Origin of the sequence: Marinobacterium sp. MBR-111 (assembly GCF_040547585.1) — a bacterium.
GTDB classification, from domain to species: Bacteria; Pseudomonadota; Gammaproteobacteria; order Pseudomonadales; family Balneatricaceae; genus Marinobacterium; species Marinobacterium iners.
In genome coordinates, this window is the sequence record NZ_JBEPQA010000011.1 from 105,090 (window position 1) to 117,246 (window position 12,157).

General features: G+C 55.7%; 8 protein-coding genes, 1 tRNA gene, 1 other RNA gene and 1 pseudogene. 8 read left to right on the forward strand and 3 right to left on the reverse strand.

From position 1 onward, the window contains the following. Nucleotides 1-51 precede the first annotated feature (51 nt). Together ABIE61_RS09915 and ABIE61_RS09920 are read right to left on the reverse strand one after the other, a co-directional pair. A complete protein-coding gene (locus tag ABIE61_RS09915; RefSeq protein ID WP_354408994.1) occupies nt 52-903 on the reverse strand; it encodes a DNA ligase in 852 nt (283 codons plus the stop codon). Between the two features lie 101 nt (nt 904-1,004). Beyond that, entirely contained in the window at nt 1,005-1,442 is a 438-nt protein-coding gene (locus ABIE61_RS09920) for a c-type cytochrome (protein WP_242530064.1), read from the reverse strand. Nucleotides 1,443-1,730: 288 nt separating this feature from the next. Between ABIE61_RS09920 and ABIE61_RS09925 the strand changes: the two genes are divergently transcribed. From ABIE61_RS09925 to ABIE61_RS09960, 8 genes are all read left to right on the forward strand, one after another. Further along, nucleotides 1,731-1,807, forward strand: a tRNA-Arg gene (locus ABIE61_RS09925). Between the two features lie 46 nt (nt 1,808-1,853). Continuing rightward, a non-coding RNA gene (locus ABIE61_RS09930) (RtT sRNA) lies at nt 1,854-1,977 on the forward strand. Nucleotides 1,978-2,110: 133 nt separating this feature from the next. After that, nucleotides 2,111-4,126 carry a type I restriction-modification system subunit M gene (locus tag ABIE61_RS09935; protein WP_354408997.1) on the forward strand — a complete coding sequence of 672 codons (2,016 nt, stop codon included), beginning with the start codon at nt 2,111-2,113 and terminating at the stop codon, nt 4,124-4,126. Then, on the forward strand, nt 4,123-6,048 hold the full coding sequence (locus tag ABIE61_RS09940) for an ATP-binding protein (protein ID WP_354409000.1): 1,926 nt from the start codon (nt 4,123-4,125) through the stop codon (nt 6,046-6,048). The genes ABIE61_RS09935 and ABIE61_RS09940 overlap by 4 nt, the downstream gene beginning before the upstream one ends. Then, nucleotides 6,045-6,347: a hypothetical protein gene (locus ABIE61_RS09945; protein WP_354409003.1), complete on the forward strand. Its 303-nt coding sequence runs from the start codon at nt 6,045-6,047 to the stop codon at nt 6,345-6,347. The genes ABIE61_RS09940 and ABIE61_RS09945 overlap by 4 nt, the downstream gene beginning before the upstream one ends. Next, complete coding sequence (locus ABIE61_RS09950; RefSeq protein WP_354409006.1) at nt 6,344-7,702, forward strand: restriction endonuclease subunit S; 1,359 nt, start codon at nt 6,344-6,346, stop codon at nt 7,700-7,702. Before ABIE61_RS09945 ends, ABIE61_RS09950 begins: the two co-directional genes overlap by 4 nt. Before the next feature lie 242 nt (nt 7,703-7,944). Continuing rightward, nucleotides 7,945-11,094 carry a type I restriction endonuclease subunit R gene (locus ABIE61_RS09955; protein ID WP_354409009.1) on the forward strand — a complete coding sequence of 1,050 codons (3,150 nt, stop codon included), beginning with the start codon at nt 7,945-7,947 and terminating at the stop codon, nt 11,092-11,094. A 47-nt stretch (nt 11,095-11,141) separates the two neighbouring features. Then, nucleotides 11,142-11,603 carry a hypothetical protein gene (locus tag ABIE61_RS09960; RefSeq protein ID WP_354409011.1) on the forward strand — a complete coding sequence of 154 codons (462 nt, stop codon included), beginning with the start codon at nt 11,142-11,144 and terminating at the stop codon, nt 11,601-11,603. Between the two features lie 18 nt (nt 11,604-11,621). Here ABIE61_RS09960 and ABIE61_RS09965 read toward each other — a convergent pair. Continuing rightward, nucleotides 11,622-12,157, reverse strand: a pseudogene (locus tag ABIE61_RS09965) (IS256 family transposase); the annotation flags it as partial.

Below are 12,157 nucleotides of genomic sequence, written 5' to 3' on the forward strand. Positions count from 1 at the left end.
TTACCCCGTGAATGAAAACCATATCCAGGCATACCCTGAGCTTGAGTGATGTCATTCCGATCGACGTATTCGCAGAAAACGGGCAAACCGTGGCAGCCCATGCGTGGTCAACCCGTTATAACGGAAGGTGACCTGACTGCCAATGGGAGGCGGCTCGGCCCGTTCGGTATCACTGAAGCCGGTACCGAGGCGAAAACGACGGCCATCCTCCAGCTCGACCAGCAAGGCACCCAGCATGCCTGAGTATTTGCCCTTGCCCGGCAGGTGAGCCACTACAACGGCTTCGGCATCCTGGTGCCGTTTCAGCTTGCGCAGATCAGTGCTGCGGCTGAATTGATACAAGGCACTGGCCCGGTGCAGCATCAGTCCTTCACCACCGCGGCTGATCGTTGCGTCCAGCAATCGTTCCAGAGCCGGCTGGTCCAACCCGCTGTGCTGGCGAATTGTCACGAGGTTGTCGGCTTCAGTTGTCGAAATCAGGGCCTCAAGCCGGGTTAAGCGCTGGCGGAAATTGCCGGGCCAGTGCGGAAGATCAAACAGCATGAAGCGCACATTCTTCCAGTCATCAGCGGTTGTCTGGTGGCGATTGATCAGGGCTGCTACCTCGCTGTAACGGCCATAGCCAATCCATAACTCGCCTTCCAGTGGCGTGTTGGGCCAGTTCTGCGTAATTGTGGCGGGCGGGTTGATCGGATAGCCACTGCGGCTGTAGAGCTGACGACCATCCCAGTAGGCACGCACACCATCATATTTTTCACTGACCAGCCAGTCATGCAAACTTTCAGGTTGCACTACGTCAGGACCAATTGAGGTGGCAAGCATGGGAGTGTGCGAAGAAGCCGGGGCTGCCTGCAGGGCGAAAGGAAGCCCAAGCAGCAACAAGGCTGATGCGGGTTTGAACATGAGTGTCATCCTTGAGTCAGATTGGGTCGGCTATCCGTGCCGACCAGAAACAACAAGGGCCGCCGAAGCAGCCCCTGTCCAAAACAAGTACTCGAGAGGTATCAGTTTTCCAGCATGTAGTCGATGCTGGCCTGAATCTCTTCGTCGGAGCAGCTAGAGCAGGTGCCGCGCGGTGGCATGGCATTGAAACCATTAAGAGCGTGAGTCAGCAGGGTTTCCATGCCCTTTTCGTCAAGGCGCAGCTGCAGCTCATTGGTGCCAAACTTGGGCGCGCCCAGTACACCGGTGCCGTGACAGGCTGCACAGCTGGCCTTGTACACATCTTCACCAGAGCGGCCACCGGCAGAACTGCCAGCTGCGGCAACAGCTGCAGCACCGCCACAGTTCTCGTCACCTTCAACGCAAACTGAACCGACAGGCTTGATGCGCTCGATGATTTGTTCTTCAGCAGGAGTAGCAGCCTGAACCGATACAGTCAGGGCCATGCCCAGACCAAACGCGCAGAGTGCAGATGCAGCTTTTGCAGCAAATTTATTCACAGTCACGACCTCATCACTTGGTAAGTTGGCTGGGCAGCGATGCCTGGCTGATGGTCGAAGATGCCGTAGCGGCAGGACCTGATGCAGACATGACTGCGCACACAAAAATCTGACCCGGGATTATACCGGCAAAAAAGCCCATACGGAAATTGAGTTGAAGCATTCCCGCGCCACTTTATACCTGCCTTTTAGTCGCAAGGATCACCCGGCGGGCTGCAGAGGCGTTAGAATTCACTTGGCAAACACGGTTCTGATCCGTACTATATGGCCCGCAAACACTTCTATTACGCGCCTGTAGCTCAGCTGGATAGAGTAGCAGGTTCCGATCCTGTTGGTCGGGGGTTCGAATCCCTCCAGGCGCGCCATTTTTTCTTATTGCAACACCCTTCCAGTTTCTCTACAGCTTCAAACAGAGCCTTATCGCCTGGAGGGTGAGAACCCCCGATGGGTTCGAGCCGAGCGAAGCGAGACCGCGTTGCCGAAGGCAACGACCCGCAGGGCGAGGCATAGCCGAGTAATCCCTCCAGGCGCGCCATTTTTTACCTTTCTTCTCTGCTCTGCTTCACTGCCCGCTGCACCCATGTCGCTCGATTTGTTGATATGATTTCGCCCATAGCCAAATCAACCGTCAACCAAACAGGCCTTTTACCTGTTGCAAGGATCGCCGCATGCTGCCCAAAGACCCTGCTTCCATGAACACCTCCACCGCCTCGCTGGCTGGCCTGATCTGGTCCGTGGCCGATCTGCTGCGCGGTGACTTCAAGCAGTCGCAGTATGGCCGCATCATCCTGCCGTTTACCGTACTGCGCCGCCTTGAGTGCGTACTGGCGCCGACCAAGGACAAGGTGCTGGCGCTGGCCGAAACCAGTGCCTCCATGCCGGATGAAGCACGGCACAAGCTGCTGCTCAATGCCGCCGACAAGGCGTTTTACAACACCTCGAAGCTGGATCTGGCGCACCTGGGCGAGACTCACATCTTTGACAACCTGGACAGCTACGTGCGGGCCTTCTCCAAAGATGCGCGGGAGATCTTCGAGCATTTCAGTTTTGAAAGCAGCCTCGACAAGCTGGATGAGGCCGACCTGCTGTATCGCGTGGTGCAGGAGTTCGCCCACTTCGACCTGTCGCCGGAGGCGGTGAGCAACTACCAGATGGGCCTGGTGTTCGAAGACCTGATCCGCCGCTTTGCGGAAAGTGCCAACGATACCGCCGGTGAGCACTTTACCCCGCGTGACATCGTGCGCCTGACCACCTCGCTGGTGTTCAGCGGTGATGACGAGGCGCTGACCAAGCCGGGCATCATCAAAACGATCTACGACCCGACAGCGGGAACGGGCGGCTTCCTCTCCAGCGGCATGGAGTATCTGCTGGAGCTGAACGAACGCGCCAGCCTGAAAACCTTCGGTCAGGAACTGAACCCCGAGTCCTACGCCATCTGTAAGGCGGATATGCTGATCAAGGGGCAGGAGATCGACAACATCAAGTTGGGCAACACCCTCTCCAACGACCAGTTGCGTGGCCACACCTTCGATTACTGCCTTTCCAACCCGCCGTTCGGCGTGGACTGGAAGAAGGTCGAAAAAGTGATCAAGGACGAGAACAAGCTGCAGGGCTTCAACGGCCGCTTTGGTCCGGGTCTGCCCCGTGTGTCCGATGGCTCTCTGCTGTTCCTGCTTCACCTGATCAGCAAGATGGCACCCAAGACAGAGACCAACCCCGGTGGCCGCATCGGCATTATCCTCAACGGCTCGCCGCTGTTTACCGGCGGTGCGGGCAGTGGTGAGAGCGAGATTCGCCGCTATGTGCTGGAACATGACCTGCTCGATACCATCGTCGCGTTGCCCACGGATATGTTCTACAACACCGGCATCGCCACCTATATCTGGGTGCTGTCCAATCACAAGCCGGTGGAGCGCAAGGGCAAGGTGCTGCTGATCAACGCTACCAATCTGCACAGCCCCATGCGCAAGTCACTGGGTTCCAAGCGCAAGCAGCTCAATGATGAGGCGCTGGAAAAGATCGTCGGCCTCTACAGCCGTTACGATAGCGCCGAGCTGGAAGCCTCCGGCATCGCCAAGGTGTTCAACACCACTGACTTCGGCTACCGCCGCATCACCGTCGAGCGTCCGCTGAAACTGGCGTTCTACCCGAAAGATGCCGAGCGCATTGCCGCCCTGCAGGCCGACAAAGCCTGGGAGAAGCTGGACGGTACCCTGCAGAGTGCGATTCTGGACGCCCTGAACCGATTCGATCAGGACCGGCTGCTGTCACGCACCCAGTTCAAGAAGCAGCTCACTGCGCTGCTGGGTGAGATCAAACTGCCTGCGCCAGCGTTCAAACTGCTGTGCAAGCAGATCGGCGAACAGGATGACGAAGCGGAAGTCTGCAAGACAAAGGGTGAACCTGAGCCCAACCCGGACCTGCGCGACAACGAAAACGTGCCGCTGGGCGAAGATATTCATGATTACTTTGCCCGCGAAGTACTGCCCCACGTGCCGGATGCCTGGATCGACGAGAGCAAATGCGACGAGAAGGATGGCCAGGTGGGCATCGTCGGCTATGAGATTCCGTTCAACCGCCACTTCTACCAGTACCAACCGCCGCGCTCACTGGAAGCGATCGATGCCGATCTTGATAAGGTCAGCCGGGAGATCATGGAATTGCTGGCGGAGGTGCATTCGTGATTGATGTTGAATCCTTGTGGCTACAGCTGATTGAAGAAGGCGAAAGCGACCGGCTGGAAGCCAAGGAAGCGCAAGGCGGTATTGGTGACTCCATCATGCAAAGCATCTGCGCCTTTGCCAACGAGCCCGGCCTGGGTGGTGGTTATCTGCTGCTGGGCGTCAGGGAAAGCGATCAAGATGAAGCAGGCTTTGTGCCTGTTGGCGTGAACGATATTGATACGCTGCTTAACACCCTGCAAACCAACTGTCGAGATCAGTTTACCGCATCAATTGCCATTCAGGCGGAAAGTGGCCGTATTGACGGAAATATGCTGGTAGCGATCAGAGTAGAAGAAGCTGATGATGCGACCAAGCCGATACGCTTCAAAGGGATACCCGGCGGCAAAAACAAGAATAAACGCAAGACCGGCGCATGGCGGCGAGGTATCAATGGTGACTATGAATGCCATGAGTCCGAACTGGAACCACTGATTCGAGCCAAAAATGGTCGCAGTTATGATCAGACAATACTGCCGGGGGCGGAATGGGATGATATAGATCCCGACATGATCGCCCTGTATCGCCAGCGGCGTGCGGACATCAGGCCTGGTGCGGAAGAGCTGCAAGCCAGTGATGAAGAGATGCTGCGTGCTTTGCATCTGGTGGAAAAGACCGAGCAGGGCTGGGTACCCAACCTGGCGGGCTTATTGCTGTTGGGCAAAACACTATCACTGCGCCGCTTGCTGCCTGTCCATCGAGTTGACTATATCCGTGTTCCGGGTAAAGAGTGGGTCGAAGACCCGGATCATCGTTACGACAGCATTGATATGCGTGCTCCACTGTTACGACTGATCCCCCGAGCTGAGGCCGCCATACTGGATGATCTGCCCAAGCGCTTTTATCTTCCCGAGGGGCAATTACAACGTCAGGACATTCCACTGCTGCCACAGCGAGTGGTACGTGAAATGGTCGTCAACGCCCTGATGCACCGTGACTACCATCTGCATGAACCCATTCAAATTATCCGCTACAGCAATCGTATCGAGATCAGCAACCCGGGGTTTTCACTCAAGCCGGAAGACGAGCTGGGCGAGTCACGCTCCCGCTTGCGTAACCCGGTGCTGGCGCAGGTGTTGTATGAACTGAATTTTGCTGAAACCAAAGGGACCGGCATCCGCGTCATGCGTCGACTGCTCAAAGAAGCCGGTTTGAGCGCACCCCTGTTTGCTTCGCGCCGAGGGGCGGATACCTTTCGTGGTACCTTTTTGTTCCATCACTTTCTTTCAGATGGTGATTTGCAATGGCTGGAACAGTTCAAGGCACTTGAGCTGACGGATGGGCAAAAAATGGCACTGTTGTTCGTACGTGAGCAAGGTGCCATTGATAACGCCGCCTTCCGGGATATCAACGTGATCGACCCACTTGCAGCCAGCCAGCAACTGGCCAAACTCCGACAGCTTGGCTTGCTGGCTCAAGGTGGGAAAGGTTCGGCCACTTATTACCTTCCAGGACCGGTATTTCCGACATGTCATACAACACCAACCTGCGAACCTGACAACCTCGAGGCTCAACCTGACAACCTCGAGGCTCAACCTGACAACCTCGAGGCTCAACCTGACAACCTCGAGGCTCAACCTGACAACCTCTTTGCCGGCTTACCTGATCAATTGGCTCAAATGTTGCCGCAGCTCGGGCAGCGCCCACCCAGCGAACAGGTTCGTAAGTTGGTACTCCGCTTGTGCGTCCATCAAGCCTATACAGCTGAACAATTGGCAGCACTGCTGGGAGGCCGGAATAAAAAGTATTTGATGAGTCACTATCTTATGCCAATGCTGAACGAGGGATGGATCGAACGACGCTATCCAAGCGTTAAAAACCATCCACATCAGGCCTACTTCATAAGCGATAAGGGCCGACGACTGCTGGCAGAGGTAGACTCATGATGACTACTCGACCGTTTACTTTCCGCACCTTGCAGGCCAGAATGCTCTACAACAACACCCGCCAAGGCTATGCTGCCTGCAGCACCCTCAAACCGGCGGGTTACTCTTTCCCGGTTAATACATCCGCCAAGCCTATGCCCTCCCCGGTTGGTATGCTCAAATCGTGCGGGTTTTTTATTTCTGCAGCCCTGCTGTCACATCTGCCTAAAGCTCATCGTCAGGTCACTTCCAGCCGAAGCAAACGCCCATCAGGTCGGAATTTTTATCCCCTGAACGCACTGAAAGGAGATCGGGCATGAGCGGTAAATATCAGGCGTATCCGGAGTATAAGGATTCGGGGGTTGAGTGGTTGGGTAAGCTACCAACAAATTGGGGTGGCGTCAGATTAAAGTACCTTGCTCCCATCGTAACGGAGAAAGCTACTGATCGTCGAAACCCTTTAGGTCTGGAAAATATTGAGAGCTGGACAGGTAAGTTGCAGGTAACAGATAGTGAATTTCAAGGCGATGGGACCAGGTTTATTGCGGGTGATCTTTTGTTTGGCAAGTTACGTCCTTACTTGGCGAAAGTGCTTCTAGCGCAATCTGAAGGGGAAGCAGTGGGTGATTTCCACGTGTTGCGGCCTTTACATAATGACAGTCGCTACCTTCAGTACCAGATGCTCACAAGGGAGTTTATATCCATTGTTGATGGATCAACCTACGGCGCAAAAATGCCCAGAGCCAGCTGGGAGTTCATGGGAAACCTTACCTGCTCTCGCCCTAGCTTGATTGAACAACGCACCATCGCCGCCTTCCTCGACCACGAAACTGCCCGTATCGACCGGCTGATCGAAAAGCAGCAGCGGCTGATCGAGTTGCTGAAGGAAAAGCGGCAGGCTGTGATCTCCCATGCCGTCACCAAGGGCCTTGACCCCCATATGCCGATGAAAGACTCCGGCATAGAGTGGCTGGGGCAGGTGCCGGAGCATTGGAAAGTATCCAGAATCAAGAACTACGCGAAGATCGAAAGTGGACATACTCCAGACAAGAAAAAGGCTGAGTACTGGACTGATTGTGACATTCCCTGGGTTTCACTGAATGACTCTAAGACGCTGAAAGTGGTGGACTACATCGATGACACTGCTTACAAGGTTAATGAGCTTGGTATAGCTAACTCATCGGCCCGTCTATTGCCTGCTCAAGCAGTTGTCTTTACCCGTGATGCCTCCATCGGGTTAAGCGCCATAACAACAAGGCCGATGGCCGTTTCTCAGCATCTCATTGCGTGGTTGTGCAAAAGCCAGAAGCTATTACCCGAGTATCTCCTGCTAGTGTTCTACGGCATGGAGAAAGAGTTTGAACGCTACACATTCGGTGCGACTATAAAGACCATTGGAATGGATGATGTTCGATCTCTGTCAGCGAGTTTCCCCCCTCTGGCTGAGCAAAGGGCAATCGTTCATTGGGCATTTCAGAAAATAAAGCAGCTGCAACAAGGAGTATCCAAAGCTGAAGAGGCGGTTGGCCTACTCCAGGAACGCCGCACCGCCCTAATATCCGCCGCCGTCACCGGAAAAATCGATGTACGCAACTGGCAGCCAAACACCAGCACCCAATCCGGTGAACCCGATCTGCCTATGGCCGCCGAGCAAGCCGGGCGCTACCATGTTTAACCAAGGCATTCAGTCGATGCATCCAAAGGGCAGCACTCAAACATCAGCGCCTGCACGGTGTTCCGGGGGCCGACCCTCGGCGCCATGGATGGCGCCGTGGAGCCTCCAGGGACGGATTTACGGCGTGTCGGCACACGGAATCCGGGCAGACGCGCCATCGCAAAGCTGGCTGAAGCCACTGTGATGATCAGTACAGAGTAATAAAAAACAATCAAAAACCGATACATGGAAGAGGAACCGTCATGGCTGACAGCCGCGAACTGGCATTTCAGAACGACATCATCGCCGCCCTGCAGGCACAGGGCTGGCAGGTGGGACAGTCGAGCCAGTATGACCGCAAACGCGCCCTCTACCCGGACGACCTGATCGCCTATGTGCAGGAAACCCAGCCCGATGCCTGGGCCAAGTTCTGCAAAATCTATGGCCGCGAATCGGAGCATCACTTGCTCAACGCTGCCGAGCGCAGTCTGAGCCGCAAGGGCACTCTCTGGCTGCTGCGTAACCAGATCGAAGATCGTGGCGTGCGCCTCAAGGTCGCCACTTTCAAGCCGGACAACAGCCTCAATCCCGAGTTGGAGCAGCGTTATGCCGCCAACCGACTGCGTGTGGTGCCGGAGCTGATCTACAGCCCGCACGGCTACGATGGCCGCATCGACCTGACCCTGTTCGTCAATGGCCTGCCGGTAGCCACGCTGGAACTGAAATCCTGTTTCAAGCAGAGCCTTGAAAACGCCAAGAAGCAGTACCGCTATGACCGCAAGCCGAAAACCAACGGCAAGGACGAACCGCTGCTGAAGTTCAAGCGTGGGGCGCTGGTGCACTTTGCCGTGAATCAGTTTGAAGTGGCGATGACCACCAAGCTGGCGGGCAAGGATACCTTCTTCCTGCCCTTCAACCGAGGCACGGCAGCCGGTGGTGCCGGTAACGATCAGCCAGCCGATGGCTACGCCACCGAGTATCTGTGGAACGAGGTGTTCCAGCCCGACAACTGGCTCAAGTTGCTGCATCGCTTTGTGCACCTGGAGTCGAAAGAGGTGTTCGACGAGCTGGGCCATCTCCATACCAAAGAGACCATGATCTTCCCGCGTTACCACCAGTGGGCGGTAGTGCAGACCCTGCTCAATACCGTGCGCATGGAAGGCACCGGCCAAAAGTACCTGATCCAGCATTCGGCTGGCTCCGGCAAGTCCAACTCCATCGCCTGGCTGGCGCATCAAGCCTCCAGCCTGTGCGATGCCGAGGGCAACAAGGTGTTCAACTCGGTGATCGTGATTACCGACCGCACCGTGCTGGACAGCCAGTTGCAGGAAACCATCTCCCAGTTTGAGCACAAGTCCGGTGTGGTCAGCCGCATCAACCGCGAAGAAGGCGACGGCAGCAAGTCGGCTCAGCTGGCTGATGCCCTGAGCCGGGGCACGCCGATCATCATCGTCACCATCCAGACCTTCCCCCATGTGCTCAAGGCGATACAGGAAAGCACCGGCCTGCAGGAGCGCACCTTTGCCGTGATCGCCGATGAAGCCCACTCCAGCCAGACCGGCAGCACCGCGCGCCAGCTGCGTGAGGTGTTGATGGCCGAACAGCTGAAGGACGAGGATGAACTGTCTGCCGAAGACGTGATGAACGCCACGCTGGCGGCCCGTGGCGGTTCCGACAAGATCAGCTATTTCGCCTTTACCGCCACGCCCAAGGCCAAAACGCTGGAGCTGTTCGGCCGCCCCGAAGATCCGAGCATGCCGATCAGCGATGACAACCCGCCCCATCCCTTCCATGTGTACTCCATGCGCCAGGCGATAGAAGAGGGCTTTATCCTCGATGTGCTGCGCAACTACACCAGTTACGCGCTGGCCTACAAGCTGGCGATGCAGCAGGAAGCCGATCAGGAGGTGGACAGCAAGAAAGCCAAAACCCGCCTGTCACGCTGGGTGCGCCTGCACCCGCACAACATCGGTCAGAAGGTGCAGGTGATCATCGAGCACTTCCGCGAGAACGTGATGCACCTGCTGGCAGGTGAAGCCAAGGCGATGGTGGTCACCGGCAGCCGCATGGAAGCGGTGCGCTACAAGCTGGCGTTCGATAAATACGTTCGGGATCAGGGCTATGAACGGATACAGGCGATGGTGGCCTTCTCCGGCGAGGTCAACGATCTGGAAAGCGGCCCCGAGCCCTTCACCGAGCGCAACATGAACCCCGACCTCAAGGGGCGTGATATGCGCAAGGCGTTCGATACCGACGACTATCAGGTGATGCTGGTGGCGAACAAGTTCCAGACCGGTTTCGACCAGCCCAAGCTCTGCGCCATGTACGTGGACAAGAAACTGACCGGCGTAGACTGCATCCAGACTCTGTCACGGCTCAACCGCACCTATCCGGGTAAGGACACCACCTATGTGCTGGACTTCACCAACGACCCGCAGGAGGTGCTGGCCGAGTTCCAGAAATACTTTGAAACCGCCCAGCTCGATCAAACCTCGGACCCGAACCTGGTCTATGACCTGCAGCACAAGCTGCTGGAGAACAGCATCCTCCAGTGGCATGAAGTGGAAGCCTTTGCCGATGCCTACTTCGACTCCAGGCGCGGCGCCGAGGCGCTGACCGGCTACATCAAACCTGCCGTGGATCGCTTTATCCAGCGCTACCGCCACGCCAACGAAGTGCTGCGCGATGCCCGCATCCAGCTCAAGCGCTTGATCGAATCCGGCAGCGACAGCGAGCGGGCGAACGCCGAACGCTCGGTAAAAGCCGCAGAGGAAACCCGCGACAGCCTGGACCTGTTCAAGAAAGACGTGAACAGCTATATCCGCTTTTACGAGTTCATCAGCCAGATCACCCCGTTTGAAGACCCGGCTCTGGAACAGCTCAACGTTTACAGCCGCCACCTGCTGCCGCTGCTGCGTCAGGAAGTGATCGAAGAGGACGAAATCGATCTCACCGCCGTGGCCCTGAGCCATTACAACCTGAAGCAGAAGCGTACTCAGGACCTGAAGCTGAAGGACGGTGAAGGCCAATACATCACCGGCACCACCGCCGTGGGCACCGGCAAGCCGAAGGAAGGCGAATACGATCTGCTGTCACACATCGTCGAGAAGATGAACGAACTGTTCGGCACCGAAACCACCGAGGGCGACAAACTCGACTTCGTGCAGGGGCTGGCCAGCAAGCTGACCGAAAATGAAAGCGTGATGGACCAGATCCGCCACAACACCGACGCTGCGGTCATGAATGGCGACTTCCCCAAAGCGATGGATGACGCCGTGATCGCCCGCATGGACACACAGCAGGGCATTGCGATGAAATATCTGTCCGAACCGCAGATCACCAAAGAGCTGCAGGGGCTGATGCTGGCGTGGTTAAGGCAGCAGGTGCTGGGTGAGCAGAGTAAGCAGTTTTAATTATCGATAGTGTCAGGAACACATGGATATTAAAAAAGGAGCCGAAAGTGAGATTATTAAATGCTTTGGTAGTTGTAAGCACGTTGTTGATGACTGCCTGTACTAGCATGCCAAACACTGATGTAGGTAAGCGGGCGTATCTAGAAAAGGTCATGCCAGCCGAGCAGGCGGTTAAGTTTCATGCAAAGGCTGACCTGTACAGAAATACATTTGAAATATCTATAGGAGGAATTAACCGAGCAGAGACAGTTGAGTTCCTTGAATTAGTACTTACTGAAAACACACTTCTGTTCTACGAATGGAGAGATGACGCACATGAATACAACTTGCGGCATCGTTTCAGCATTGAAGATATCAGCCGGCTCAAAGAAGGCAGCTATATCACGAGGCCTTATATTGCTCTCAAGATTGAAAATGAATATATAGCATTTTTCGTATGGCCAGATCGACATGCTAATACCCTGCGGGCTATAGTCGATAGAACTGGGCTTCCGGTCGAGTCAGAATAAAAGGCTCAATTCCGACTAATATGGAGGGTGTTTAAAAAGTAGGCTGAGAGAGTGGGTCACTTGTCCCGCCAAGACTTGATGACCATGGGATATTTATCGCCCCACTTGGCTTCCAGGTCATCAAGCGCAAGTTCGGCGGCATTGAGTGTGGCAGCCTTGTAGACGGCTTTCAGGTCGGCCATAAAGGCCTTCTGGTTTTTCGAGGCAACGTACTTCATCGAGTTCCGGATCTGGTGAATGATACAGTGCTGGATCTCGGTGTCGGGGTAAATCGACTCAATGGCTTCGGGGAAGCCCTTCAGTCCATCGATACAGGCAATCAGGATATCTTTGACGCCCCGGTTGTAGAGGTCCGTGAGTACACTGAGCCAGTGGTGAGCACCTTCCTGGTCCGAGAGGTAGAGGCCGAGTAGTTCTTTCTTGCCCTCGATGTTCAGGCCAAGGAGCGTATAGATCGCTTTGCTGACGTAGCGCCCATTCTCTTTGATTTTGTAGTGAATGGCATCGAGCCAGACAATGGGGTAAATAGCTTCCAGGTCACGCTCACGCCAGGC

What these genes read in the sequence shown, in the direction of transcription:
- ABIE61_RS09915 (WP_354408994.1), bottom strand. Translation starts at nt 903, where the DNA reads ATGTTCAAACCCGCATCAGCCTTGTTGCTGCTTGGGCTTCCTTTCGCC.
- ABIE61_RS09955 (WP_354409009.1), top strand. Translation starts at nt 7,945, where the DNA reads ATGGCTGACAGCCGCGAACTGGCATTTCAGAACGACATCATCGCCGCC.
- ABIE61_RS09950 (WP_354409006.1), top strand. Translation starts at nt 6,344, where the DNA reads ATGAGCGGTAAATATCAGGCGTATCCGGAGTATAAGGATTCGGGGGTT.
- ABIE61_RS09935 (WP_354408997.1), top strand. Translation starts at nt 2,111, where the DNA reads ATGCTGCCCAAAGACCCTGCTTCCATGAACACCTCCACCGCCTCGCTG.
- ABIE61_RS09945 (WP_354409003.1), top strand. Translation starts at nt 6,045, where the DNA reads ATGATGACTACTCGACCGTTTACTTTCCGCACCTTGCAGGCCAGAATG.